The organism is Citrobacter sp. C1, from assembly GCF_014596895.2.
GTDB lineage: Bacteria > Pseudomonadota > Gammaproteobacteria > Enterobacterales > Enterobacteriaceae > Citrobacter > Citrobacter gillenii.
Genome location: NZ_CP115035.1, coordinates 3,275,390 through 3,300,599 on the forward strand (window position 1 = coordinate 3,275,390; position 25,210 = coordinate 3,300,599).

Genomic DNA, 25,210 nt, shown 5'->3' on the forward strand with positions numbered 1-25,210 from the left:
AACACACCATTTACATCAATTTTGATCTCGAGTAGATAGCATTTTTCTGGAGGTTGCACTCTCTCACACTTTTCGCGGTTGCACCTTTAAAAAGTGTTAACTGCCGCAGAGAAAAAGCGCTCGTATTTTTTACAGACATCCCAACAAATACCACATTTATTAACATTTCATTCATTTTCAAGCTTGCAAACCAAGTCACATTTAACACGGTTGCACAAAGTTGCAACATAGTGGATATTTCTCAGTAACTATCAGTCCCGTATTTCAGCACAACAGGAGTAAACGGCATGGGAACCACCACGATGGGGGTTAAGCTGGACGACGCCACACGCGAGCGTATTAAAACAGCCGCAACACGAATCGATCGCACGCCGCATTGGCTGATCAAACAAGCCATCTTTAATTATCTCGAAAGACTGGAAAATGACGATGCCCTGCCTGAGCTGCCTGCCCTACTGGCGGGTGCAGCCAATGAAGGTGATGACGCCTCGGCATACCAGAATGAAACTCACCAGCCTTTCCTCGAGTTTGCCGAGCAGATCCTGCCGCAGTCTGTTTCCCGGGCGGCGATCACCGCCGCGTATCGTCGTGCAGAAACCGACGCCGTACCGATGCTGATGGAACAGGCGCGCCTGCCGCAACCGATCGCTGAACAGGCTCATAAGCTGGCATATCAGTTAGCCGACAAACTACGTAACCAGAAAACCGCCAGCGGTCGCGCCGGCATGGTACAGGGACTCTTGCAAGAGTTCTCGCTGTCCTCTCAGGAAGGTGTTGCGCTGATGTGCCTGGCGGAAGCCCTGCTGCGTATTCCCGACAAAGCCACGCGCGATGCGCTGATCCGCGACAAAATTAGCAACGGTAACTGGCAGTCGCACATTGGACGCAGCCCGTCGTTATTCGTCAACGCGGCAACCTGGGGACTGCTGTTTACCGGACGCCTGGTCTCCACACATAACGAAGCCAGCCTCTCGCGCTCGTTGAACCGCATCATCGGTAAGAGCGGCGAGCCGCTGGTCCGCAAAGGCGTCGATATGGCGATGCGCTTGATGGGGGAGCAGTTCGTCACCGGGGAAACCATCGCCGAAGCACTGGCTAACGCACGGAAGCTGGAAGACAAAGGTTTCCGCTACTCCTACGACATGTTGGGAGAAGCCGCACTGACCGCCGCTGACGCGCAGGCCTATATGGTGTCTTACCAGCAGGCTATCCACGCGATTGGTAAAGCGTCTAATGGACGCGGCATTTATGAAGGGCCGGGGATTTCGATCAAGCTGTCGGCGCTGCACCCACGCTACAGCCGTGCGCAGTACGATCGCGTAATGGACGAGCTTTATCCACGCCTGAAGTCGCTCACCCTGCTGGCGCGTCAGTACGACATTGGCATCAATATTGACGCCGAAGAAGCAGACCGCCTGGAAATCTCCCTCGATCTGCTGGAAAAACTGTGCTTCGAACCTGAGCTGGCGGGTTGGAACGGGATTGGTTTTGTCATCCAGGCCTACCAGAAACGCTGTCCGTACGTGATTGATTATCTGATTGATCTGGCCACGCGCAGCCGCCGTCGCCTGATGATCCGCCTGGTAAAAGGCGCATACTGGGACAGCGAAATTAAACGCGCCCAGATGGACGGTCTGGAAGGGTATCCAGTGTATACCCGTAAGGTCTACACCGACGTTTCCTATCTGGCCTGCGCCAAAAAACTGCTTGCCGTGCCGAATCTGATCTACCCGCAATTTGCCACCCATAACGCCCATACGCTGGCGGCCATTTATCAGTTAGCGGGTCAGAACTATTATCCCGGACAGTACGAGTTCCAGTGCCTGCACGGCATGGGTGAACCCCTGTACGAGCAGGTTACCGGCAAAGTTGCCGATGGCAAACTGAACCGCCCATGCCGTATTTACGCACCGGTAGGGACCCATGAAACGCTGCTGGCGTACCTGGTGCGTCGGCTGCTGGAAAACGGCGCGAATACCTCATTCGTTAACCGTATTGCCGACACCACTCTGCCGCTGGATGAACTGGTCGCCGACCCAGTCGAAGCCGTAGAAAAACTGGCGCAGCAGGAAGGCCTGGCGGGTCTACCGCATCCGAAGATTGCGCTGCCACGCGACCTGTACGGCAAGGGACGCGAAAACTCTGCCGGACTGGATCTGGCGAACGAACATCGCCTGGCCTCGCTGTCCTCTGCCCTGCTCAACAGCGCACTGCAAAAATGGCACGCGAAACCGATGCTGGAGCATCCGGTGACTGACGGACAAATGACGCCGGTAATTAACCCAGCGGAGCCGAAAGATATTGTGGGCTACGTGCGTGAAGCCTCCCCGAATGAAGTGGAGCAAGCGTTACAAAGCGCGGTAAATAATGCGCCGATCTGGTTCGCTACGCCGCCGCAGGAGCGCGCCGCTATTCTGCATCGCGCCGCCGTTCTGATGGAAGGCCAGATGCAGCAACTGATTGGCATTCTGGTTCGCGAAGCAGGTAAAACCTTTAGCAACGCCATTGCCGAAGTGCGTGAAGCGGTCGACTTCCTGCATTATTACGCCGGGCAAGTCCGCGATGATTTTGATAACGAAACCCATCGTCCGCTCGGCCCGGTGGTCTGTATCAGCCCGTGGAACTTCCCGCTGGCCATCTTCAGCGGGCAAATTGCCGCCGCGCTGGCTGCAGGCAATAGCGTGCTGGCAAAACCGGCAGAACAGACACCGCTGATTGCCGCCCAGGGGATCGCCATTTTACTGGAAGCTGGCGTGCCGCCTGGCGTGGTACAACTGTTGCCTGGCCAGGGTGAAACCGTCGGGGCACAGCTGACGTCCGATGAGCGCGTACGCGGCGTGATGTTCACCGGTTCAACGGAAGTCGCCACGCTGTTACAACGTAATATTGCTCGCCGTCTTGACGCGCAAGGCCGTCCGATCCCGCTGATCGCCGAAACCGGTGGAATGAACGCGATGATCGTCGACTCCTCGGCGCTGACGGAGCAAGTGGTCGTTGATGTGCTGGCCTCCGCTTTTGACAGCGCCGGACAGCGCTGCTCGGCACTGCGCGTCCTGTGCCTGCAGGATGACATCGCCGAGCACACACTGAAAATGCTGCGCGGCGCGATGGCCGAATGCCGGATGGGCAATCCGGGCCGCCTGACCACTGACATTGGGCCGGTTATTGACGATGAGGCCAAAACCAATATTGAGCGCCACATTCAGGCCATGCGCGCCAAGGGACGTCCGGTATTCCAGGCTGCACGTGAAAACAGCGAGGATGCGCGGGAATGGCAAACCGGTACCTTTATTGCGCCGACGCTGATTGAGCTGGAGAGCTTCGACGAACTGCAAAAAGAGGTGTTTGGTCCGGTGCTGCACGTCGTACGCTACACCCGCAGCAATCTGGGCAATCTGATTGAGCAAATCAATGCTTCCGGCTACGGCCTGACGCTGGGTGTGCATACCCGTATTGATGAAACCATCGCTCAGGTCACCGGCTCCGCACACGTGGGTAACCTGTACGTCAACCGTAATATGGTTGGCGCGGTGGTCGGCGTGCAGCCCTTCGGCGGCGAAGGCTTGTCAGGCACCGGTCCGAAAGCCGGCGGTCCGCTGTATCTGTACCGTCTGCTGGCTAACCGTCCGGAAAATGCACTAAGCATCACCCTGGCGCGCCAGGATGCCGATTACCCTGTCGATGCACAGCTCAAGGCGGCGCTGATCCAGCCGCTGGACGCCCTCACCGAATGGGCAGCCGATCGCCCGGCGTTGCAGACCCTGTGCCAACAGTTTGCTGAACTGGCGCAGGCCGGAACTCAGCGTTTGTTGCCTGGCCCTACCGGCGAGCGCAACACCTGGACGCTGTTACCTCGCGATCGCGTTCTGTGTATTGCCGATAACGAACAGGACGCACTGGTTCAGGTCGCCGCCGTGGCTTCCGTGGGCAGTCTCATCCTGTGGCCGGATGATGCTTTCCACCGCGATCTGGCAAAACGTCTGCCTGCCGCTCTTTCCGGGCGCATCCAGTTTGCCAAAGCGGATAATCTGACCGTACAACCGTTCGATGCCGTTATCTTCCACGGTGATTCCGATCAACTGCGCGCGTTATGCGAGGCGGTTGCCGCACGGGATGGCGCAATTGTCTCGGTACAAGGCTTTGCCCGTGGTGAGAGCAATATCCTGCTGGAGCGGCTGTATATTGAACGCTCATTGAGCGTCAACACCGCTGCTGCTGGCGGTAACGCCAGCCTGATGACAATCGGCTAAGGGTATGGTTAATTAAGGCTCCGGTAACGGCAATACCATTCAGTTAAGCATGTAGGGTGAACATGTGATTCTTGCTCAGGGTTCCGTTCACCTCAGCGGTATCATTTCTCTGAAGCTCAGGTACCCGTGAACGTGCAAGGGAGGCTCACCGCCGCCTCCCTTGCAACCCAGGCTCCCGGCGGGAAAATCGTCGCTACGCGAGTTATTCGTCTTATTCCGTCTGACTGTCGGGTCGGGGCCGAGCCTGCATCCATGCAGGCCGTCCCCTCTGCCCGCATCCCTGCGGGCAGACCCAGTCAGCCGTCAACGGCTCATCGATTTTCAGCCGGACCAGGGTGTCGCTTCAGCGCTCTGGCTTTCAGCTATATCCGTTTTGCTGTTCAGAGATATTCAAGTAAAAGCACAGGTGGACAGGTGTGGGCTGGTCCGGCTGAAAATTGCCGACGTGTTTCCGTAAGGCCGGGAGAGCCAGCATGGATGCTGGCTCAGGGCGCGTTTTGCAGGGACGCTACCTCGCGCCCGGCCCGATAGCCTGGAGAAATAAGCGGAGGGAACCACGAAGTGGCAATTTTCCTGCCGGGAGCCGGGATTGTAAAGGGCGTGGCGGAAAACGCCCTTTACACGTTCACAGGAATCGGTGCCTCAGAAAAACGATGAACATGAGGTGAACGGAACCTCTCTCTGAGATAGCATGTTCATCACCTCCCCAACACTGGTTGATGCTTTCTGAAACTGAGTCGTTGACTGAACAGTATTACCGGTAACGGGGCCTTTTTTATGGAGTCAGAGAGAAGCATGAAACGAATTGTACTGACATGTGCGGCACTGCTGCTCAGCAGCCCGGCGCTGGCAGAAGACTGCACCAGCGCGAACACCCAAACTGAGATGAACACCTGCGCCGCTGAGCAGTTTAAAACGGCAGATGCAAAGCTCAATGATACCTATCAGAATGCGCTTAAGCGTGCAGCGCCCACTCAACGTGAATTACTGAAAAAGGCGCAAGTCGCGTGGATAACTCTGCGCGATGCTGACTGCGCGTTAATCAGCTCAGGTACGGAAGGCGGCAGCGTGCAATCGATGATCGCGAGCCAGTGTCTGACCGATAAAACCCACGAGCGCGAAGCGTTTCTCGCCTCGCTGCTGCAGTGTGAAGAAGGTGATTTAAGCTGCCCGTTACCGCCCGCCGGTTAACGCACGCGGATCCCTTCGATAATCATCCGCTGGACGTTCTCAACCGTTTGGTTAAAAAAGGCTTCATCGCGTAGTGTCGCACCCGTCACTGCTTCCACCTGTGGAGCAAAGTCGGCGTAGTGCTGGGTTGAAGCCCAAATCATAAAAATCAGATGATGCGGATCGACCGGAGCCAGTTTGCCGCTACTGACCCACCCGGCAATCAGCGCGGATTTCTCATCAATCAGCGTTTTGAGATCTCCCGTCAACTCGGTCATCAGCAGCGGCGCGCCTGCCAGCATCTCCATACAAAACAGCCGTGATGCCTGCGGGTAATCGCGGGAAACTTCCAGTTTGAGGCGGATATATTCTTTGATCGCCACCAGCGGCGCAAAGTCTTCACGAAAGGCCTTCAGCGGCGCCAACCAGATGTCGAGGATCTGGCGTAACACGGCAATATAGAGCACTTCTTTTGACGGGTAATAATAGAGCAGATTGGTTTTTGACACGCCCGCCTGCTCAGCCACCTGTTCAAGACGCGTTCCGTGGATCCCAAACTGGGAGAAGATATTTAGCGCCGCAGTTAAAATGGCCTGGCGTTTCGCGTTGACCGCCTGCGAGCGTTTACCTGTTTTTTTCTCTACGCCTTGAGCCATCCGCCCTCTCCTTGTTCTGAGGGCGTCAGCATAACAAATCATACGGTGAATGGATAAATTAAAGCGGCCACGGGAAGTAGTTACCGTGCATCCTTCAAACAAAAAAACCGCCGGATAATCCGGCGGCGGTGGCTTTGCGACGTCTGTCGTTGAACGCTCAGACGTCACGATATAGTTAACAGACAGCCTGGCAATTACGTTTTGTTATTGCCGTGGCTATTTTTGCCCCCTTTTTTGCCTGCCTCTGAAGCGCGTTGCGGGTCATTCTTGAAATTCCCCCCGCTGTGCTGGCCACCTTTTCGACCTGCTTCTGATGCTCTTTCGCGGTCTTCCGCAAAGTTGCCGGAACCGCCTCGATGGTTTGCCATTACTGACCTCCGTCATTGATTAGACATCATATTGCATAGGTACTGAGGAGTGATACCTCACGCAAGCTGTGGGCAATGCCCTATGTTCGCTGCGTGGGATTAAGCATAGTGAAGACTGGCCTGACAACCGGCTAACGGTAATATTCTGCAACAGGTTTGCCGGTATTTGGCGAATAATCACCGCCGGAAATCAATAACCCTTTCTTATGACTAGCAAATCCAACCTGCTCAAAAATGTATCATTTTGCGACAAAATAGAACTGCCATTAAAATTGTTATAAATCAAAGAAATGATGGTGAAATTTGCACTCCTGGCAGTACGTCATATCTTTAAAGAGAGGTAGCGATTCGCTACACAGACGGTTAACTCGAGGAGTAGTGTAAAATGGCAAAAGTTCTGGTGCTTTATTATTCCATGTACGGACACATTGAAACGATGGCCCATGCAGTCGCAGAAGGTGCAAATAAGGTCGATGGCGCGGAAGTCATTATTAAGCGTGTGCCAGAAACGATGCAGCCTGAGATCTTCCTGAAGGCGGGCGGTAAAACACAAAATGCCCCTGTCGCGACCCCGCAAGAACTGGCTGATTACGACGCCATTATTTTCGGCACCCCTACCCGCTTTGGCAATATGTCCGGTCAGATGCGTACCTTCCTGGATCAGACCGGTGGCCTGTGGGCTTCTGGCGGCCTGTACGGCAAACTCGCCAGCGTATTTAGCTCAACAGGAACCGGCGGCGGTCAGGAACAAACCATTACCTCAACCTGGACAACGCTTGCCCACCACGGGATGGTCATCGTTCCTATTGGATACGCCGCGCAAGAGCTGTTTGACGTCTCGCAAGTTCGCGGCGGGACACCGTACGGCGCGACCACCATTGCCGGGGCCGACGGCTCTCGCCAGCCAAGTCAGGAAGAATTGTCTATCGCCCGCTATCAGGGTGAATATGTCGCCGGTCTGGCAGTAAAACTCAACGGCTAATCTGCAACAGGAGGATTCGTATGCCAACTCAAGAAGCGAAAGCCCATCGCGTCGGTGAATGGGCGCGTCTGCGCAATACATCGCCGGAAATCGCCGAGGCTATTTTTGAAGTCGCCCATTATGACGAGAAACTGGCGGAGAAAATTTGGGAAGAAGGCAGCGACGAGGTGCTGATCAAAGCCTTCGAGAAAACGGACAAAGACTCACTCTTTTGGGGTGAACAGACTATCGAACGTAAAAACGTCTAGCATCATGACTCCCCCGTCTGTACGGGGGAGTTTCTTGTTATTTCACTCTACTTTGCCGCCGCATTCAGCACGCTATCGAATTTATCGATCGGGCAGAAGCCATTCGCATCTATCGGGCAGCCTTTCAGTTCCAGCGTCACGCGCTGCGCGGGTGATTTCAACGTCAACACCTGTGCATCACGCAGCTGCTGCGAGCTTTGATAAACATACTCGATTTTCATCAGATCCCGGTTAGCATTACTGTCATGCCAGCGCTGGAAGACAATCTTCCCGCCAATCGGCGTGCGTTCGTTCTGGTCATGCAGCTGATACGGTTTGAAATCCAGCGCGGTGAGTAATGACGCAATGTTGGAGTCGTGACCGACCAACACGGTAATTTTCGGCGCTTTTGTACGCTCGGTCACCAGTGCATTATCGATATATTTCACCAGCGGCTTGGCCACATTTTGCGCCACGGCCGGCGAGGTAAACAGGCTGTCCTGATAGCCATTCTTCAGCTTTGACAGCACCTTCCACTGTTGATCGGATTTGATCTCACCCCAGGCCACCTCATTTAGCGGGAACCCTTCGTAATATTGCAACGTGAACGCATCCACCAGCGAGTTACCAACCTTTAGCGGTCCTGAAACCCCTGGCTCCTGTTGGTACTTCGCAGTAAACGTGTCTTTGGCGTCGGTCAGTGAGCACTGCTGTTTTTCTTTACAGGATGGTGAGTCTTTGTAGTTTGTCATTTGCTCTAGCAACTGGTAGCTGTCGCTAAGCTGCATTTTGCTGCGCTCTTTTTCCATCGCCTGCACGGCCTGCTGACTAAAGGCGGTGGAATCATCGGTGATTACCGGGTTGAAGGTGGGATCCATGGTGCCCATTTTTTCCTGATGGTGCACGGGAACATCACAGCCCGGGAACGCACCGGTCACAAAGAACTGCGCCGTTGCGACCGTACGCTGCAGGCTATTGGCGTAGGTATACACCGTGTCCGGGGCCGGACATTCACCGGATTTCACCATCCCCTGCTCTGCCAGCCATTCACGCATGTAATGGCCCATATAGATTTCCAACACCCCGCCTTTGGTGGTGAGTTGACCGCCCGGCACATCCCATTGTGGCCACGGCTTCGGCGTCGATTGCTCCAGAACGCTGCCATTATTGGCTAAAGGTGCACGTAAGTTATGTCGGCTCATCATCAATACTTGCTGGAGTTGATAGCCCTCCGGCGCGGTCTGCGCCTGTGCGGCGGATGACAGTAATACGACCCCTGCCACGGCTGCGGCGATTAGTGATTTATTCATCCCTACGACCTCTTGTTGTTATCAATCACCACAGAGTGTGACAGAAACAAGACATTTTTCCGGGAACGCTTTCGCAAAAATGCAGGTGTAGTTAAGGGTTTATCTCAGCTGTAAAAAAATGCCGGGTTTCCCCGGCACGATATTCAGAACGTTTTTGCCCACCACAGCCGCAATTTCATGCCCCAGTAACTGGTCCAGCCGCTGGTTGTGGAGACCACGCGGCCTTGCGACATCACCACCAGTGTCGGCGTGACGCTAACCTCCCAACTGCGGGAGAGCGTGCCATCGGCGTCATTGATGACCGGGAAGTCCACGCCTTTGCGCGACAGCCAGCGAGACACTTCCGCTTCACTGCCGGAGCGTAACGCAATGGTCATCACGTTCTCGCCTTCCCGCTGCAACCGGGCAACATCCGGTGTGGTGAAGCGACAAACGCCACACCAGCTGGCCCAGAAATAGAGCAGCACTGGTTCTTGTTGACTGAGCGCCGCCAAGGTAACGGTTTCACCCTCCAGCGTCTGCAATGGCGTGCTGTCAAAAGCGGTGGGGAGCGTGGGCGCTCGCCATGCATCCATCAGCAACATCGCGCCCGCAATCAGCACCAGTAAGATGAGCCCTTCGCGCAGCCAGCGGCGCAGTTTACTGAGCATTGGCCGCCGCCAGCTTTTCTTTGACCACGGCTTCCAGCGTTTCCCACGGTACGGCGCCTGGGATCAGTTCATCGCCGATGATCGTGGCAGGCGTACCGCGCACACCTACCAGCCGCGCCAGTTGCAGGTTGGTGCTCAGCGTTTCCATACTTTTATCATCCAATGTTACCGGGGTTGCCGCCGATTTTTCCTGTGCCTGTTTAATACTGGCAGCAGTATGGTAGCCTCTTTTCTGCATCAGTTTTTCATGTAACGCTTGGAACTGCTGCGGGTGCTCACGCCAGGTCATCAGTGCGGTGCGCGCCGACAGCACCGAGCTTTCACCTTTAAACGGCAGCGGTTTAATCACTACGGCTACGTCCGGGTACTTTTGCACAATTTTTTCCAGCATCGGATCCAGCTGCTTGCAGTACGGGCAGTTGTAATCGGTAAAGTTAATCAGCGTCAGTTTTGCCTGCTTCGCGCCAATGCGCGGACTGTCAGGATCGTTAAACAGCGCTTCCTGAATTAACGCTTCAATTTGCTTTTCCTGCTCCGGGGTAAACGGCGCGGGCTCTTGCGCCACACTGACGGCAGAAAACAGGGACAACAGCAGAACAATCAACAGTTTCATGGCGTGACTCCTTTAGCATCTACCAGCATGTTTAACACCGCATCGCGGGTTAACAGCGTCGGCAACGCCTGGCCTTCCGGCATGCCGGGGCCATAAATTTGGTTAAACGGCACAGCAACCTGGCCGCGTTTTTTTAGAAATTCGGTAATTGCTTCAGAGGGCAGCGTCCAATCACCGCGCAGTGCCACCACATCGGGCTGCTGCAGGGCGGCCTGCACGTCTTCTTTATTCAAGACGTTGAATTTGTTGACCTTACAGGTAATACACCAGTCGGCGGTCACATCGATGAAAACACGTTTATGCTGAGCCAGCGCGTCGGTAATGGCCTGTTCACTAAGCGGCTGCCAGTTGACGCTCTCTTTGGCAGCACTTTGGCTGGTAAACCCCAGATGCGGGAGCAGCAACGTTGCCAGCCAGATGGCTGAACCGAGCATCATCACCCCGAGCAAACGCCGCAGGATAGTCATCCAGCGTCCCGGACGCGGTAAACGCAGCGCCAGACCCGGGCGCAGAGCCACCAGCAGCCACGGTAAACTCATTCCCAGTCCTAGAGCCAGAAACAGCCCCCACAGCGTGGGTAGTGAAGCCGTTAGCGCCACCGCCACAGCCGTACCCAGGAACGGCGCACTGCACGGCGTGGCAAGCAGCGTCGCAAACGCGCCCTGCCAGAAATGACCGGCCAGGCCATTGCCACCGTGGGTCGCCAGCGTAGTGGTCATCTTTGAAGGTAAACGGAATTCAAACAGCCCGAACAGGCTGGCACTGAACGTCAGCATCACCAGCACCATCACGCCGATAAACCACGGACTCTGGAACTGGATCCCCCAGCCGAGTGCCTGATTGGTCATCCGCAGCACCGTCATCAGCGCGGCCAACGCCATAAAGGAGACCACTATCCCGGCCACCGAAGCCAGAAACTGGCGGCGAACCTGGCGACGGCTTTTCTCCTCGACGAGTAAAATTGAACCCAGCTTCATCCCAAGAACCGGCAGCACGCAGGGCATCAGGTTGAGGATAAGCCCGCCCAGTAGCGCCATCAACACCACCTGCCACAGCGGGAGCGCCACGCTTTCAGCTGCCGGCGCGTCACCAATGACAAGACGACTTTCCTGAGCGACACCGTTATCTGCCAGCACCAGCGTGAGCGATTTACCGCGCAGATCCGGCGCACCCTCACCCCAACTGTCATGCACCGGGATCGTGGCGCGCAGCATTTCACCCTCCACGCGCATTGTCGGCATGCCAAAGTCCGCCTCATCGACAGTATCCAGGTACACCCCCGGTGTAGACCAGCCGCCCTTACGCTGCGCCTCGACGACCAGTTCTCCGGCGCGCGCCCCGGCGTGCAGAGAATCCGTCAGACCACTGGCAAGTGGGATCTGCCCCATGGCCTGTGCATAGTCATGGGCAAAAGTGGCGTCCTGGACAGAAGGCGTCACAGAAAAGGGATAATCTGTCAGCAGACAGACGTTGCTACAGGTCGACAGCGTCAAAACGCCGTTCAGCGTAGCCGGTGACGTACCGCGCACCACCATCGGGAACGTCACCCGATCGTGATAGCCCTGGGTGGTAATGTTGGCGACTTCAAAACGCGCAGGCGTGGGCCAGAACCAGTCCACGGTTGGCATGGCGCCCTTCCAGGCAATAGACGGCGCGACGCCGCCCTCGCCCGGTGAGCGCCAGTAGGTTTTCCAGCCATCCTCCAGTTTGACGTCCAGCAGCAGCCTGGTTTCCCCCTCGGCGGACGTATCGGCACGCAGCCGCACACTGGCATGGTCGTTCTCGGCTGAGCGCAGCCAGCCGATATCAGCCGCCCAGGATACGGGCAGCCATAGCAATAACAGACAGAGCAGCGCCTGCCTGAAAACAGTCATCATATTTTTTCTCCGTGAATAATTATCTAACAGTCAGCAACGGCTGCTCTGTCATTCACGGAAGACGCAAAACCTGAGATGAACCCGCAGAGTGGGCGGCGAGATAGCTCGCGGTGGGAAAAACGGCAGACGAAAAGCCCGCACCGGCGCCAGTAGCGACAGAAGCAGGCAAAGCACCAGAATGGCGCCTTCAAACAGCACCGGCGGCGAAGCCAGCAATGACTTCGCACTCAGTTCGCAAGGGGTCACGGGTGAGGCGTCATCAGCCTCTGTTTGCGCGCTGGCAACAACGGTTGCGGCAGTGGTGTTCATCTGCAACGCGTGCAGACCCGCCATGCGCTGCGCGGTGCATACCATCACCACAACACATGCCAGGCACAGGAACCACCATCCCATCCGTTGACGTTTTGCCATTTTACCCTCACTGATTGACGCGGTTATCTTAGCTACTGGCGAGGTTTTGGCAACCTTTACGCTGTAAAGTTATGTCGGTGCAGGACATTCATTCGCCCTGCTTGTATGTTATGGAAACAAATAATCGCCACCGTAAAATATAACGAGGGAAATATTTCGCTATTTCCGATAACTCCAAAAAATTCACCCAGGCATTTAAATACGTTATTAAAAAGCATCCATGCGTAAATCAAAGTAAGGAGCAGCGCATTATAAAATAAATGCTTTATTATAATGATGGCGTAATGGACATCGCGTTCATTATAAACATCTTTGTTTATAATATGTTATTTAGAGTATATGAAAATGAAAAAATATCTACTCCCGCTGATCGGGTTGCTGTTTACCGTGAGTGCTCAGGCCGCAACATTTACCGATGGAAAAGAATTTATCACGCTGGAAAAAGCCGTACCGTCAGCCCCTGCTGCACTGAAGTTTTTCTCCTTCTACTGCCCCTCTTGCTATCAATACGATGAGGTCCTGGAAGTTACTGATAATGTGAAAAAAGCCTTACCTGAGGATGTTAAACTCACCGAGTACCACGTCGACTTTTTAGGTCCTCTGGGAGCCGATATGACGCACGCCTGGTCTGTCGCCATGCTGTTAAATGTAGAAGATAAGGTTAAACCTTTACTTTTTGATGCCGTACAGAAGAAACAGTCGATTAAAACCGCTGATGATATTCGCAACGTGTTTATCCAGGCAGGCGTGAGCGCCAGCGATTATGATGCCGCATGGAGTAGCTTTGCGGTGAAATCACTGACTGCCAAACAGCAAGAATTGGCCAAAGCCGTCGATTTGAAAGGCGTACCGGCTATCTTCATTAACGGCAAATATATGATTAACCCGAAAGGATTAAATTCCGATAACGTGAATGCCTTTGTGCAGAACTACGCAGAGACGGTCCGTTTTCTTATTACCAAATCCTGATCATTAATATTGCACGACGCACCACCAACAGAAACCATCTGCTACCGTTGGTGGTGCAAAATGTCCGATTCATGCCGTCAGGCGTCACTGTTTTCGTCCCTTTCATAGTTGGCATTCGCACTTTTCAGGATTACCCTAAACTAACGGTGATGCCTTTCCCGAGGGGTATCCTTCTTCATGGGTTGATTCATACGAGATAACACTATGGAATTAAAGGATTATTACGCCATCATGGGCGTGAAACCGACGGACGATCTCAAAACCATCAAGACCGCCTATCGTCGACTCGCCCGCAAATACCATCCTGACGTCAGCAAAGAAACCGACGCCGAAGCGCGTTTTAAAGAGGTTGCTGAAGCCTGGGAAGTCCTAAGCGATGAACAACGTCGTGCCGAATACGATCAGTTGTGGCAGCACCGCAACGATCCGCAGTTCAGCCGTCAGTTCCAGCAAGGTGAAGGTCAGAGCTACAACGCCGAAGATTTTGACGATATTTTCTCCTCCATTTTTGGTCAACACGCTCGCCAGTCGCAACAGCGCCACGCCCGTCGTGGGCACGATATCGAAATCGATGTGGCCGTGTTCCTCGAAGAAACCCTTGCTGAGCATAGCCGCACCATCAGTTACTCCCTGCCGGTCTACAATGCGTTTGGCCTGGTAGAGCGAGAGATCCCCAAAACGCTGAATGTGAAAATTCCAGCAGGTGTAGGCAACGGCCAGCGCATCAGGCTGAAAGGCCAGGGCACGCCCGGTGAGAACGGTGGCCCGAACGGTGATTTGTGGCTGGTGATTCATATCGCGCCGCATCCGCTATTTGATATCGTCAATCAGGACCTGGAAATTGTCGTGCCCCTTGCCCCATGGGAAGCCGCACTGGGCACAAAAGTGACCGTGCCAACACTCACAGAGAGTATCCTGCTGACGATCCCACCTGGCAGCCAGGCCGGACAACGATTACGCATCAAGGGCAAAGGGCTGGTGAGTAAAAAACAGACCGGCGACCTGTACGCGGTGATCAAAATTGTGATGCCACCCAAACCTGACGACAACAGCGCCGCCTTGTGGCAACAGCTGGCGGACGCGCAGAAGACCTTTGATCCACGCAAAGAGTGGGGGAAAGCATAATGGCTAACGTTACCGTCACTTTTACCATTACCGAGTTTTGCCTGCATACCGGCGTTTCCGCCGAGGAGCTGACTGAGATTGTCGGCCTGGGGATGATCGAACCCCGCGAAGATGAAAGCGCCCACTGGCAGTTTGACGATCGCGCGTTAGGCGTCGTACGGCGGGCTTTGCGTTTACGTCAGGAACTGGCGCTTGACTGGCCGGGGATAGCCGTTGCGCTCACGTTACTGGAAGAGAATGCGCAGTTGCGTCAGGAAAATCACCTGCTGCGCCAGCGTTTGTCGCGCTTTGTCACGCATTCATAACGAATTGAGATTAACGCCCGATTGATAACGTGAAATACCACGGGTAAGCGACGAATTCAGCGCTTACCCGTGTAGTCAGGATTTATCCGTCTTGCCGAACAGCAACGCCGTGTAGTGGGTGTTCACTTTGCCACTGCGTTTACCGTCTGGTCCAAAATATCGGTCATCCCGGCACAAACGCTCAGTGGTGTCGCAGAACAGACCGCCCTGGAAGGTAAAGGCCGTCGTGTCAAATTGTCCGGCCGCTGCCAGTTTATCACCCTGCTTCTTTCCGACATACTTCGTGGTCAGCGCCACCGACAAGCCGTGCTCATCCGCACAGATATATTTGTCGCACAGTACGCCCGCGACAGGGCTGTATGGTCCGGTCGTCGCGGCGTACGCGGGCAGTGACAGGATACCAACTGCCAGCAGGCTACCAATTTTTATCATCATACTCTCCCTATATTCTTCGCCTGACATGATTAATATTGTACACCAGAAACCATCTATAACCATGAGCTACAATTATATTACTTTTAGATAATCAGCTGCGCGCTTGATGACAATAATGTGCAAAGGTTTACTATAAACCTGTCTTTTTTAGCAGGGAATTAAAATGAACAAAACAAAAGGCGTAATGATTCTGCCCCTGACATTCGCCCTGTCGGCGTGTGCTTTAAATACGATAGTGCAAGTATAACTCGCCATCACACATTGGGTGAACCTGAATTTAAATAACGCACTCTGTTACCTGTAATTCACTTGCTAAATCATTAGCCAAAAATAGGCTTTATCCTTCTTATGCCTGATCGCCTCATGCTATTTATCGATGACATCCCTCCCCTGCATACAATGCAAAATACTGTGTACGTCAAAATTATTCAGGGATTACTATGAACAGAAAACGCTTACTGCTGATACCATTGTTTTTTAGTGTCGCAATTATCACCGCGTGTGACAATCAATCCTCAGAAAAAAACATCACCAGAGAACCCGAAGTTGGGATTATTACTCTGAAACCCTCTTCCGTTGATATTAAAAGTGAGCTTCCGGGCAGGGCCGTATCGTTCGAAATTGCTGAGATCAGACCGCAGGTCAGCGGTATAATTATTAAGCGGGATTTTATTGAGGGTGATAAAGTCAGCAAAGGTGAATCGCTCTACCACATTGATCCGGCGCCTCTGCAGGCAAAACTCGATGCGGCCAAAGGCGCTCTGGCAAAAGCGCTGTCCACTGCCAATAATCTACGTTTAACATTCCAGCGCCAGTCAGCTTTATTAAAATCCAATTACGTCAGTCGTCAGGATTATGACACCACGCGTTCACAGCTTAATGAAGCTGACGCTAACGTTGCCGTCGCCAGAGCGGACGTCGAGCAGGCCGCCATTAACCTTCATTACGCCAATGTCACCTCGCCTATCGATGGCATTAGCGGCACGTCTTCCGTTACCGTTGGCGCACTGGTCACCGCGAATCAGGAAAGCGCGCTGGTCACCATTCAGCAATTAGACCCAATTTACGTCGATTTAACCCAGTCGGTGCAGGACTTCTTACGCCTGAAAGAAGAAAAATCCAGTGGAAAAATCGCCCAGGAAAAAGGCCAGATCCCGGTTGAATTGATGCTGGAAAATGGCAAACCCTACCGCTATACCGGGGCGCTGCAGTTTTCCGATCCCGCCGTCGATAAAGTCACTGGCTCCGTGACCCTGCGCGCCATCTTCCCGAATCCTGACGGCGAGATTTTACCCGGTATGTACGTTACGGCTTTACTGGATGAAGGTCGCCAGCAGAACGTTCTAATGGTTCCTCAGCAAGGGGTTACCCATAACGAGCTGGGAAAGGCGACTGCCCTGATCCTCGACCAGAAAAACAGGGTGCAACTGCGCGAAATCAACGCAGTAAAAGCTGTCGGTAACCAATGGTTAGTGACCGCAGGATTACGTCCCGGCGACCGGGTTATTGTTTCCGGATTACAACGAATCCGTCCGGGAATGAAAGCCCGGGTTCTCTCTTCGCCATCAAACAGCCCTGACACGGTAACCGAACAGTAATATTTCAGGTATTAAGGATACCTTCTTCATGGCTAACTTTTTTATTGAGCGCCCGGTTTTTGCCTGGGTGCTGGCGATTATTCTGATGTTTACCGGGGGGATCGCTATTATGAACCTGCCGATCGCCCAATATCCGCAAATAGCGCCCCCGACGATTACGATTAACGCCGCCTACCCTGGCGCAGACGCAAAGACCGTAGAAGACTCCGTCACTCAGGTGATTGAACAAAATATGAATGGTCTTGATGGCCTGATGTACATGTCGTCCACCAGCGACGCGGCAGGCAATGCGTCAATTATCCTGACGTTTAAAACCGGCACATCACCCGATATTGCACAGGTTCAGGTGCAGAATAAACTGCAGTTGGCGATGCCCTCCTTGCCGCAGGAGGTTCAGCAACAAGGGGTCAGCGTGGATAAATCCAGTAGCAATATCTTAATGGTTGCCGGCTTTATCTCGGATAACAACAGCCTGAGCCAATATGATATTGCTGACTATGTTGCCTCAAACATTAAAGATCCTCTCAGTCGTACTGCCGGGGTGGGGAGCGTGCAATTATTCGGTTCACAATACGCCATGCGCATTTGGTTGGATCCGAAAAAACTCAACAAATATAGCCTCACACCGCAGGACGTTATTGCGCAAATTAAGATACAGAATAATCAGATATCGGGGGGACAACTGGGGGGGATGCCTCAGTCGGCAGACCAGCAGTTGAATGCGTCGATCGTTGTTCAGACTCGCCTGCAAAGTACCGATGAATTTGGCAAGATCTTTCTGAAAGTCCAGCAAGACGGTTCTCAGGTTCTGTTGCGTGACGTTGCGCGAATTGAGCTGGGGGCGGAAAATTATTCGACGGTCGCACGGTATAACGGCAAACCTGCCGCCGGGATCGCGATTAAGCTTGCCGCCGGCGCAAATGCCCTGGAAACATCCCAGGCGGTCAAAAAAGAGCTGGACAAATTATCGGCCTGGTTCCCGGCCAGCATGAAGACCGTTTACCCCTATGACACCACCCCGTTTATCAAGATTTCAATTCAGGGTGTTTTCCAAACATTGATCGAGGCAATTATCCTGGTCTTCCTCGTCATGTATCTATTTCTGCAAAATTTCCGCGCGACGCTTATCCCCACAATCGCAGTTCCCGTGGTTATTCTCGGCACATTTTCCATCTTGTCTGTCGCCGGTTTTACGATTAATACACTGACGATGTTTGGCATGGTGCTGGCAATAGGACTTTTAGTCGATGATGCCATCGTAGTGGTCGAGAACGTTGAGCGTATTATTTGCGAAGAAAAATTGCCGCCAAAAGCGGCAGCGCATAAAGCGATGAGCCAGTTGCAAAGAGCGCTGGTCGGTATTGCCGTGGTGTTATCTGCCGTATTTATGCCGATGGCCTTTATGAGCGGCGCGACAGGTGAAATCTTCCGTCAGTTTTCCATCACCTTGATCTCCTCTATGACGCTATCGGTATTCGTGGCGATGAGCCTGACACCCGCACTTTGCGCCACGCTGTTGAAACCCGCGCCTGAGGAGGAGAACACAAGAACACATTTTCTGTTCACCCATTTCAATCATTTCATGGAGAAGTGCACCCGGCACTACACGGACAGCACGCGTAAACTCTTGCGTTGCACAGGCCGTTATATGGTTATCTATTTGGTGATCGGGGCAGGCATGATTGGCTTGTTTTTACGCACCCCAACCTCCTTTTTACCTGAAGAAGATCAGGGGGTATTCATGACCACGGCACAATTGCCTTCAGGTTCAACGATGGTCAATACCCGCAAAGTCCTCGACGAAATAACAGATTACTACCTGACGAAAGAACGGAAAAATGTCGCGTCTGTTTTTACCGTTGGTGGATTTGGCTTCAGCGGCCAGGGGCAAAACAACGGGCTGGCCTTTATCAGCCTGAAGCCATGGTCAGAACGTGTTGGTGAAGAAAATGCAGTTACCGCCATAATTCAACGGGCAATGGTGGCTTTAAGCGCCATTAATAATGCCGTGATTTATCCGTTCAATTTACCTGCGGTAGCAGAACTGGGAACCGCTTCAGGGTTTGATATGGAGCTGCTGGATAACGGTAATCTCGGACACGAAAAAATGATGCAGGCACGCAATCAGTTGCTGGAGCTGGCCAGTCAGTCATCCGGAGAGGTCGCCGGGGTGCGTCCTAACGGGCTGGAAGACACACCGATGTTCCATGTTAATGTTGACGCAAAAAAAGCTGAGGCCATGGACGTTTCACTCGCGGATATTAATCAGACCCTCTCCACGGCGTTTGGTAGCCGCTATGTCAATGATTTCCTTAACCAGGGCCGCGTTAAAAAAGTGTATGTCCAGGCTGATACGCCGTTCCGTATGCTACCTGGCAATATAAACCACTGGTACGTGCGCAACGCCTCCGGCTCTATGACCCCGCTTTCCGCCTTCTCAACCACCGAATGGACCTATGGTTCACCCCGTCTTGAACGCTACAACGGGCAGCCTGCGATGGAAATTCTGGGACAGCCGGTTGCCGGGAAAAGCAGCGGTGATGCAATGAACTTTATGGCATCCCTGATTAATAAACTCCCTGCCGGCGTCGGCTACGCGTGGACGGGTCTGTCTTATCAAGAGGCGTTATCCACCAACCAGGCCCCCATGCTATATGCCATTTCGCTCGTGGTAGTCTTTCTTGCGCTGGCAGCACTGTATGAAAGCTGGTCCATTCCTTTTTCCGTGATGCTCGTAGTGCCCATTGGCATCGCCGGTGCGTTGCTGGCTACCGACCTGCGTGGTTTGAGCAATGATGTTTACTTCCAGGTCGGCCTGCTCACCACGATGGGCCTGTCGGCTAAAAACGCCATTCTGATCGTTGAATTTGCCGTCGAGATTATGCAAAAGGAAGGTAAAACACCGCTTGAGGCTGCCGTCGACGCGGCGCAAATGCGTCTGCGCCCTATTCTGATGACCTCACTGGCCTTCATTTTAGGTGTAATTCCACTGGCTATAAGCAACGGCGCGGGTTCTGGTGCACAAAATGCTGTCGGCACCGGCGTAATCGGGGGCATGCTGGCGGCGACCGTACTGGCGATTTATTTTGTCCCGGTCTTCTTTGTGCTCGTTGAAAACACGTTAGCGCGATTTAAAACATCGCGCTGATATAAATAAATATAATATACCTGTATATGATAAAAACTCTGGGGTTACATTATGTAACCCCAGAGTTATTTAAATAATCGATTAACAATAATTTAATGCATATTCTGAACATTCGCCCCAACTTCAGAATGTTTTCAGGCCTGAATGAAGTGCAACAGATCGTTATTAATCACCTCGGCATGGGTAGTATGCATCCCATGCGGATAACCTGGATAAATCTTCAGAACGCTGTTAACGAGCAATTTATCCTGCAACAGCGCTGCATTTTTATAAGGGACGACCTGATCATCATTTCCTTGCATCACCAGAACGGGCAGCGTAATGGCTTTTAAATCATCGGTCTGATCGGTTTCAGAGAACGCCTTAATTCCTTCGTAGTGCGCTTTTGCACTCCCCATCATGCCCTGTCGCCACCAGTTTTGAAGAGTTCCATCGGATACCTCTGCCCCTTCCCGATTGAACCCATAAAAAGGTCCGGTTGCCACGTCAAGATAAAACTGCGCGCGATTGGCGGCAAGCGCCTGGCGGAATCCGTCGAAAACGCTGAGCGGTGTCCCTCCCGGATTATTATCTGTCTTAACCATCAGCGGTGGCACGGCGCTGATCAGTACGGCTTTCGCCACGCGACCTTGCGGTTGTCCGTATTGAGCGACATATCTTGCCACCTGCCCCCCTCCCGTGGAGTGACCAATATGCACGGCATTATGCAGGTCAAGATGCTCCACCACAGCCGACACGTCTGCCGCATAGTGATCCATATCATGACCGTCGCTCACCTGATCTGAACGTCCATGCCCGCGACGATCGATGGCGATAACACGATAACCGTGATTAAGGAAGAATAACATCTGGTTATCCCAGTCATCTGCGCTCAGCGGCCAGCCATGATGGAATACGATAGGTTGCGCATCTTTCGCACCCCAGTCTTTATAAAAAATGTTTACACCATCTTTTGTTTTTACAAATGACATAGTTGTATTTCCCTCGAGAGGATATTCCGCCTAAAGATCGTTGATACCACATTGATCGCGCAACGTCTTACCAGCATGTTACACATCAACGCGAATGAACCTGCGTAAGGCTTAGTGAGTATAGTTGCAAAAAAAGAAACCTTTTAATTTTGGTTTTACTGGATATATAACGTATGCCATCAATAAATCGTTAAAAACAAAGCGTTAATAGCCAACATCCACTTACCTGAAAATTAAACTTCACATTATTAATGAATACCACTCATAGCGCCTATCCTCCTGCTGGCCATTATCTGCAAGCACAAACCCGTTAACATGGTCCTGTCTTTCAATATCCAGATGGTTCAGCATGCTTAACCTACAAGCACAAACGCAGTCAGCGACGGCTAAAAAAACCGGTCTTACCTTTGTCCTTATCCTTAGCGCCTTAATGGCCGTGACCTCCTTATCAACCGATATCTATCTGCCGGCGATGCCCGTGATGGCAAAAGATTTACACGGCGATGCTGAGTTAACCATCACCGGTTTTCTCATGGGTTTTTGCATTGCACAACTGATTTGGGGACCGATTAGCGATCGTTATGGGCGGCGTCTGCCGCTATTCATTGGTTTGAGTTTATTCGTTATAGGTTCAGTCGGCTGCGCGTTATCAACGGATATTGTACATATTGTCTTCTGGCGTGTTTTTCAGGCGCTAGGTGCCTGTACCGGCCCGATGCTGGCGCGCGCAATGATCCGCGACCTGTTTAGCCGTACTCGCGCAGCACAAATGCTGTCGACCCTGATGATCATCATGGCTATCGCGCCGATTGCCGGTCCTCTGATTGGCGGGCAAATGATTAAGGTCACCTCGTGGCACACCATTTTCTGGTTACTGGCGATAATCGGTACATTCATGCTGCTGTCGCTATTCTGGCTACCGGAAACCCTGACGGAAGACAAACGTTCCCAGGCTTCCATCTCCAGCGCCTTTCATCATTATTCCGCATTACTGACCAACGCCAGATATATGCGCTTTACGCTATGCCTGACGTTTTACTACATCGCGGCCTACGCCTTTATCACCGGTTCCCCGTTTGTGTACATCACGTACTTCGGCGTTGATCCGCAGCATTATGGCTGGTTATTTGCCATCAACATTGTGGGACTGATGGCCGTGAGCATGGTCAACAGACGCCTGGTTTATCGCTACCCACTGGAGGTGTTACTTAAGATTGCTGTCTTCATCGCTACCGTTGCCGCCATCGTGCTGGCTGTTACAACGGGTCTGGGCGCGGGAGGGATCACCGTGATTGTCGGAGCCGTATTCGTGTTCTTCTCAATGAATGGTATCATCGCCGCGACGTCTACGGCATGTGCACTGGACGCCGCGCCGAATGTCGCCGGTTCCGCATCGGCGCTAATGGGTGCGTTGCAATACGGTAGCGGCATCATCTCCTCGCTGTTGCTGGCACTCTTTAGCGATGGCACACCTTGGACAATGAGCTGGGTCATTGCGGTATTTACGACAGCCAGCGCCGTTATGGCACTGAGCATTCAGGTAAAAAATCCGCAGTAGCACGAGATACTGCTATTCCCCCAGAGAATGGCAAAACACTTAGATTTACAGTGCTTTAAGAATTGTGGCTTCTATTTTCGCTGGGGTGGTGAACGGTGCAAAACGCTTGAGCGGTTTACCGTCACGTCCAATCAGGAACTTAGTGAAGTTCCACTTGATCCGCCCACCCAGCACGCCTGGCAATTCGTCTTTCAGGTAGCGAAATACCGGATGCGTTGCGCCGCCGTTGACCTCCACTTTCTCAAACATCGGGAAACTCACACCGTAGTTGATGTGGCAGGTCTGAGCGATTTCGTCGGCACCGCCGGGTTCCTGCTTACCAAATTGGTTGCAGGGAAACCCCAGCACCACCAGCCCCTGCGCAGCGTACTTCTTGTAAAGCACCTCAAGACCTGCGTATTGTGGCGTAAAGCCACAATGGCTGGCAGTGTTAACGACCAGAACCAGCTTGCCAGCGTAGTCAGCCATAGAGATGAGCTGACCCTGCAGGCTGGTGGCAGTAAGTTGATGAAAAGTGGTCATGTCGGGATCCTCAGAGCAGACGTCGACATTGCCATGCAGCGGGTTGCTGCTGGGGTAATCGTCGCGGGTCGTGGCGAGGAGATCCGGCTCCCCATTGATTAACACCCTATTATACGAGCAATATCCGTTTCCTCATCATTCATTAGTTACGCCACTGCCATTTTGTTAATCTTCGTTACTGGTAATCAGAATGGATGTCAGGAAATGAGCGAGCAGATAAAGATAGATATTCCGCCACAGGATGGTCGTGGCTTTTGGGTTGCTAAAGGTCAAACGTTTAGTGTTATTGACCCTGAAGGGCAGCAGGTTGCGGACTTGTGGGCAATGTCTATCAGCGCTGGTGAAATTGACTGGCTAAGCACATCTCAGACGCGAGATATAACAGAGCGATTATTCCCCGCACCGGGAGAGTCTTTTTACAGTGAAAAAGCCAACCCCTTACTCACATTAGTGCAGGATAACTCACCATGCCCACATGATATGCTGTTCCCGGCCTGCAACCCTGGACTTTACGAACGAGCAGGCCTGTATGATCACCCGAACTGTCGTGACAACATGCTGAGAGCACTGCAGGCGGCAGACATATCACTCCCCATCGTTCCCGATCCGGTCAATTTTTTCCAACGCTCAGAACCGCAGGCTAACGGTAAGCTTGAGGTATTGGCTTCGAACAATCCCCCCGGAGGAAATGTGCTATTACTCGCGGAAACAGATCTCTATGTGGTGGTTACTGCCTGTTCTGTTGATTTCCACCCGACCAATGGGGGCCACTGTACTGGTATCCAGATTATCGTTGGTTGAAATTCTGATAGATTAGGACTGGGCTATCACCGACTTCCAGGACGAGCACAGCAGGTGCAATAAGCCTTTCGGGGCACTTTTATTTGAGGTTAACGATGGAATTTATTCCTTATTTTTTATTTGCCGGAGCGCTGTTTCTTAATGCCGGCGTTCCAGGGCCCAGTATTGCTGCCCTTGTGTCACGGGTCATTACGAATGGCTGGCGAAATGTCATACCTTTCATCGCTGCAATGTGGATAGGTGAAGTGATCTGGCTCTCCATGGCTATGGCCGGGCTAACTACCCTCGCGCAAACATTCCAGTTCGGTTTTCATATTCTGAAATGGGTAAGCATCGCCTACCTTTGCTGGCTTGCGTTTAAAATGTGGCGCAAGCCTGTGAATGAGAAAACAGACGAACTTCCGCAACGGACATCTTCATGGTCAATGTTTAGCGCGGGTATGGCATTAACGTTGGGTAACCCCAAAATAATGGTGTTCTACCTGGCTCTTCTTCCGTCGTTTATCGATTTGTCAAAAGCCGGTGTAAGTGAATGGGCAGTCCTTGCCAGCATTACGCTGGTGACATTGGCCGCGATCGATCTGAGCTGGACGTTCCTTGCACACAGAGCACGCGTTTTATTACGGACTCCTAAAGCGGTGAGATTTGCCAATCGTTTAGGCGCTGTTGCTATGGGTGGTGCCGCTGCGGCTATCGCTGCACGCAACTAATACCCTAAAAAGTCTGCTGGCCATTTGTCGGCAGATTTATTAAATCTGAGCGTCTGTTTCTGGCTCAGACCGGCCCTTGAGGCTGGCATTATCCGTAAAAAACCTTGTACCATTTTTAATGAAGGAGTTCGCATGCTTAAAGTCATCGCCGAAGATTTTATCAAACCTGAATGCGTCGACAACGTTCTCCCTTTATACCGCGAACTCATCGCGGCAACGAAGAAAGAGCCCCTGTGTATTGCTTATGATTTGTACCGGGATGAAAAGGATCTGGGGCATTTTATTTTCATTGAAGAGTGGCCTGACCGGGCAGCACTCGATGCACACTGTGCCAGCGAGCATTTTACTCGGCTTGTTCCTTTGATTGATCAATACGCACGTAAAGCGGCGCAATATATCCTGATGGATGGTCGGGTGGAGCCGGAGAGATAAAGTCCGTTTCCGGCTCGAAGCCGACCGGCGTTGTTCCATCAGATTAATGAATCCATCTAATAAAGCTTAGTGAATTACTCCATCTAATCAAATAAATCAGTTTGCGTTATGCTGTTACGGGA

General features: G+C 52.7%; 23 protein-coding genes. 13 read left to right on the forward strand and 10 right to left on the reverse strand.

Annotated features, from left to right (window positions below; genetic code table 11):
- Positions 1–287: 287 nt before the first annotated feature.
- The gene (gene putA / locus IB214_RS15970; protein ID WP_117341751.1) at positions 288–4,250 is read left to right on the forward strand and encodes a trifunctional transcriptional regulator/proline dehydrogenase/L-glutamate gamma-semialdehyde dehydrogenase; all 3,963 of its coding nucleotides are present in this window, start codon (positions 288–290) and stop codon (positions 4,248–4,250) included.
- Between the two features lie 795 nt (positions 4,251–5,045).
- Positions 5,046–5,441 (forward strand): lysozyme inhibitor LprI family protein, encoded by a 396-nt coding sequence (locus tag IB214_RS15975; RefSeq protein WP_096759436.1) that lies wholly within the window; start codon positions 5,046–5,048, stop codon positions 5,439–5,441.
- Here the strand turns inward: IB214_RS15975 and rutR are convergent.
- Positions 5,438–6,076 (reverse strand): HTH-type transcriptional regulator RutR, encoded by a 639-nt coding sequence (gene rutR, locus IB214_RS15980; RefSeq protein ID WP_096757607.1) that lies wholly within the window; start codon positions 6,074–6,076, stop codon positions 5,438–5,440. The genes IB214_RS15975 and rutR overlap by 4 nt on opposite strands.
- A gap of 194 nt (positions 6,077–6,270) precedes the next feature.
- Positions 6,271–6,444 carry a general stress protein gene (locus IB214_RS15985; protein WP_096757608.1) on the reverse strand — a complete coding sequence of 58 codons (174 nt, stop codon included), beginning with the start codon at positions 6,442–6,444 and terminating at the stop codon, positions 6,271–6,273.
- A 385-nt stretch (positions 6,445–6,829) separates the two neighbouring features.
- Here IB214_RS15985 and wrbA point away from each other — a divergent pair, with 385 nt between their 5' ends.
- Both wrbA and IB214_RS15995 read left to right on the forward strand, forming a co-directional pair.
- Entirely contained in the window at positions 6,830–7,426 is a 597-nt protein-coding gene (wrbA, locus tag IB214_RS15990; protein ID WP_096757609.1) for an NAD(P)H:quinone oxidoreductase, read from the forward strand.
- A gap of 20 nt (positions 7,427–7,446) precedes the next feature.
- Complete coding sequence (locus IB214_RS15995; protein ID WP_096757610.1) at positions 7,447–7,674, forward strand: YccJ family protein; 228 nt, start codon at positions 7,447–7,449, stop codon at positions 7,672–7,674.
- A 47-nt stretch (positions 7,675–7,721) separates the two neighbouring features.
- On the opposite strand, the gene agp is transcribed toward IB214_RS15995, so the two are convergent.
- The 5 genes from agp to IB214_RS16020 form a co-directional block, all read right to left on the reverse strand.
- Positions 7,722–8,963, reverse strand: coding sequence for a bifunctional glucose-1-phosphatase/inositol phosphatase (gene agp, locus IB214_RS16000; protein ID WP_117341750.1), 1,242 nt, complete (start codon positions 8,961–8,963; stop codon positions 7,722–7,724).
- A gap of 143 nt (positions 8,964–9,106) precedes the next feature.
- Positions 9,107–9,613 (reverse strand): protein disulfide oxidoreductase, encoded by a 507-nt coding sequence (locus IB214_RS16005; protein ID WP_115258901.1) that lies wholly within the window; start codon positions 9,611–9,613, stop codon positions 9,107–9,109.
- Entirely contained in the window at positions 9,603–10,226 is a 624-nt protein-coding gene (locus IB214_RS16010; protein ID WP_096757613.1) for a DsbA family protein, read from the reverse strand. Before IB214_RS16010 ends, IB214_RS16005 begins: the two co-directional genes overlap by 11 nt.
- Positions 10,223–12,103 (reverse strand): protein-disulfide reductase DsbD domain-containing protein, encoded by a 1,881-nt coding sequence (locus tag IB214_RS16015; RefSeq protein ID WP_117341749.1) that lies wholly within the window; start codon positions 12,101–12,103, stop codon positions 10,223–10,225. Before IB214_RS16015 ends, IB214_RS16010 begins: the two co-directional genes overlap by 4 nt.
- 48 nt (positions 12,104–12,151) lie before the next feature.
- Complete coding sequence (locus IB214_RS16020; RefSeq protein WP_117341748.1) at positions 12,152–12,514, reverse strand: copper resistance protein; 363 nt, start codon at positions 12,512–12,514, stop codon at positions 12,152–12,154.
- Positions 12,515–12,859: 345 nt separating this feature from the next.
- Here IB214_RS16020 and dsbA point away from each other — a divergent pair, with 345 nt between their 5' ends.
- The 3 genes from dsbA (at position 12,860) to cbpM (ending at position 14,913) form a co-directional block, all read left to right on the forward strand.
- Complete coding sequence (dsbA, locus tag IB214_RS16025; RefSeq protein WP_117341747.1) at positions 12,860–13,483, forward strand: thiol:disulfide interchange protein DsbA; 624 nt, start codon at positions 12,860–12,862, stop codon at positions 13,481–13,483.
- 204 nt (positions 13,484–13,687) lie between these two features.
- Positions 13,688–14,608 (forward strand): curved DNA-binding protein, encoded by a 921-nt coding sequence (gene cbpA / locus IB214_RS16030; RefSeq protein ID WP_096757617.1) that lies wholly within the window; start codon positions 13,688–13,690, stop codon positions 14,606–14,608.
- Positions 14,608–14,913, forward strand: coding sequence for a chaperone modulator CbpM (cbpM, locus tag IB214_RS16035; protein WP_117341746.1), 306 nt, complete (start codon positions 14,608–14,610; stop codon positions 14,911–14,913). Before cbpA ends, cbpM begins: the two co-directional genes overlap by 1 nt.
- 75 nt (positions 14,914–14,988) lie before the next feature.
- Here the strand turns inward: cbpM and IB214_RS16040 are convergent, their stop codons facing one another.
- Positions 14,989–15,348: a YcgJ family protein gene (locus IB214_RS16040; RefSeq protein WP_117341745.1), complete on the reverse strand. Its 360-nt coding sequence runs from the start codon at positions 15,346–15,348 to the stop codon at positions 14,989–14,991.
- Positions 15,349–15,788: 440 nt separating this feature from the next.
- On the opposite strand from IB214_RS16040, the gene IB214_RS16045 reads away from it, so the two are divergent.
- Complete coding sequence (locus tag IB214_RS16045; protein ID WP_117341744.1) at positions 15,789–16,946, forward strand: efflux RND transporter periplasmic adaptor subunit; 1,158 nt, start codon at positions 15,789–15,791, stop codon at positions 16,944–16,946.
- Positions 16,947–16,974: 28 nt separating this feature from the next.
- Positions 16,975–20,094: an efflux RND transporter permease subunit gene (locus IB214_RS16050; RefSeq protein WP_117341743.1), complete on the forward strand. Its 3,120-nt coding sequence runs from the start codon at positions 16,975–16,977 to the stop codon at positions 20,092–20,094.
- A gap of 134 nt (positions 20,095–20,228) precedes the next feature.
- Here IB214_RS16050 and IB214_RS16055 read toward each other — a convergent pair whose 3' ends face one another.
- Positions 20,229–21,065, reverse strand: a complete 837-nt coding sequence (locus IB214_RS16055; protein WP_117341742.1) for an alpha/beta hydrolase — start codon at positions 21,063–21,065, stop codon at positions 20,229–20,231.
- 349 nt (positions 21,066–21,414) lie between these two features.
- Here IB214_RS16055 and IB214_RS16060 point away from each other — a divergent pair, with 349 nt between their 5' ends.
- Complete coding sequence (locus tag IB214_RS16060) at positions 21,415–22,623, forward strand: multidrug effflux MFS transporter (RefSeq protein ID WP_117341741.1); 1,209 nt, start codon at positions 21,415–21,417, stop codon at positions 22,621–22,623.
- Between the two features lie 45 nt (positions 22,624–22,668).
- On the opposite strand, the gene IB214_RS16065 is transcribed toward IB214_RS16060, so the two are convergent.
- On the reverse strand, positions 22,669–23,145 hold the full coding sequence (locus tag IB214_RS16065; RefSeq protein ID WP_117341740.1) for a glutathione peroxidase: 477 nt from the start codon (positions 23,143–23,145) through the stop codon (positions 22,669–22,671).
- Positions 23,146–23,349: 204 nt separating this feature from the next.
- On the opposite strand from IB214_RS16065, the gene IB214_RS16070 reads away from it, so the two are divergent.
- The 3 genes from IB214_RS16070 to IB214_RS16080 all read left to right on the forward strand — a co-directional run bounded on the left by IB214_RS16070 (position 23,350) and on the right by IB214_RS16080 (position 25,088).
- Positions 23,350–23,946, forward strand: coding sequence for an urea carboxylase-associated family protein (locus IB214_RS16070; protein ID WP_117341739.1), 597 nt, complete (start codon positions 23,350–23,352; stop codon positions 23,944–23,946).
- A 95-nt stretch (positions 23,947–24,041) separates the two neighbouring features.
- Complete coding sequence (locus tag IB214_RS16075) at positions 24,042–24,656, forward strand: LysE family translocator (protein ID WP_117341738.1); 615 nt, start codon at positions 24,042–24,044, stop codon at positions 24,654–24,656.
- Positions 24,657–24,788: 132 nt separating this feature from the next.
- The gene (locus IB214_RS16080; RefSeq protein WP_115258908.1) at positions 24,789–25,088 is read left to right on the forward strand and encodes a putative quinol monooxygenase; all 300 of its coding nucleotides are present in this window, start codon (positions 24,789–24,791) and stop codon (positions 25,086–25,088) included.
- The last annotated feature ends 122 nt before the right edge of the window (positions 25,089–25,210 follow it).

Excerpts from the sequence above, each read along its gene's own strand:
- IB214_RS15995 (WP_096757610.1), top strand. The coding sequence starts at position 7,447 with ATGCCAACTCAAGAAGCGAAAGCCCATCGCGTCGGTGAATGGGCGCGT.
- IB214_RS16005 (WP_115258901.1), bottom strand. The coding sequence starts at position 9,613 with ATGCTCAGTAAACTGCGCCGCTGGCTGCGCGAAGGGCTCATCTTACTG.
- rutR (WP_096757607.1), bottom strand. The coding sequence starts at position 6,076 with ATGGCTCAAGGCGTAGAGAAAAAAACAGGTAAACGCTCGCAGGCGGTC.
- IB214_RS16015 (WP_117341749.1), bottom strand. The coding sequence starts at position 12,103 with ATGATGACTGTTTTCAGGCAGGCGCTGCTCTGTCTGTTATTGCTATGG.
- dsbA (WP_117341747.1), top strand. The coding sequence starts at position 12,860 with ATGAAAAAATATCTACTCCCGCTGATCGGGTTGCTGTTTACCGTGAGT.
- IB214_RS16060 (WP_117341741.1), top strand. The coding sequence starts at position 21,415 with ATGCTTAACCTACAAGCACAAACGCAGTCAGCGACGGCTAAAAAAACC.
- IB214_RS16075 (WP_117341738.1), top strand. The coding sequence starts at position 24,042 with ATGGAATTTATTCCTTATTTTTTATTTGCCGGAGCGCTGTTTCTTAAT.
- IB214_RS16020 (WP_117341748.1), bottom strand. The coding sequence starts at position 12,514 with ATGGCAAAACGTCAACGGATGGGATGGTGGTTCCTGTGCCTGGCATGT.
- IB214_RS15975 (WP_096759436.1), top strand. The coding sequence starts at position 5,046 with ATGAAACGAATTGTACTGACATGTGCGGCACTGCTGCTCAGCAGCCCG.
- wrbA (WP_096757609.1), top strand. The coding sequence starts at position 6,830 with ATGGCAAAAGTTCTGGTGCTTTATTATTCCATGTACGGACACATTGAA.
- IB214_RS16070 (WP_117341739.1), top strand. The coding sequence starts at position 23,350 with ATGAGCGAGCAGATAAAGATAGATATTCCGCCACAGGATGGTCGTGGC.
- IB214_RS16050 (WP_117341743.1), top strand. The coding sequence starts at position 16,975 with ATGGCTAACTTTTTTATTGAGCGCCCGGTTTTTGCCTGGGTGCTGGCG.
- IB214_RS16080 (WP_115258908.1), top strand. The coding sequence starts at position 24,789 with ATGCTTAAAGTCATCGCCGAAGATTTTATCAAACCTGAATGCGTCGAC.
- cbpM (WP_117341746.1), top strand. The coding sequence starts at position 14,608 with ATGGCTAACGTTACCGTCACTTTTACCATTACCGAGTTTTGCCTGCAT.
- IB214_RS16045 (WP_117341744.1), top strand. The coding sequence starts at position 15,789 with ATGAACAGAAAACGCTTACTGCTGATACCATTGTTTTTTAGTGTCGCA.
- IB214_RS15985 (WP_096757608.1), bottom strand. The coding sequence starts at position 6,444 with ATGGCAAACCATCGAGGCGGTTCCGGCAACTTTGCGGAAGACCGCGAA.
- IB214_RS16055 (WP_117341742.1), bottom strand. The coding sequence starts at position 21,065 with ATGTCATTTGTAAAAACAAAAGATGGTGTAAACATTTTTTATAAAGAC.
- cbpA (WP_096757617.1), top strand. The coding sequence starts at position 13,688 with ATGGAATTAAAGGATTATTACGCCATCATGGGCGTGAAACCGACGGAC.
- IB214_RS16010 (WP_096757613.1), bottom strand. The coding sequence starts at position 10,226 with ATGAAACTGTTGATTGTTCTGCTGTTGTCCCTGTTTTCTGCCGTCAGT.
- putA (WP_117341751.1), top strand. The coding sequence starts at position 288 with ATGGGAACCACCACGATGGGGGTTAAGCTGGACGACGCCACACGCGAG.
- IB214_RS16065 (WP_117341740.1), bottom strand. The coding sequence starts at position 23,145 with ATGACCACTTTTCATCAACTTACTGCCACCAGCCTGCAGGGTCAGCTC.
- IB214_RS16040 (WP_117341745.1), bottom strand. The coding sequence starts at position 15,348 with ATGATGATAAAAATTGGTAGCCTGCTGGCAGTTGGTATCCTGTCACTG.
- agp (WP_117341750.1), bottom strand. The coding sequence starts at position 8,963 with ATGAATAAATCACTAATCGCCGCAGCCGTGGCAGGGGTCGTATTACTG.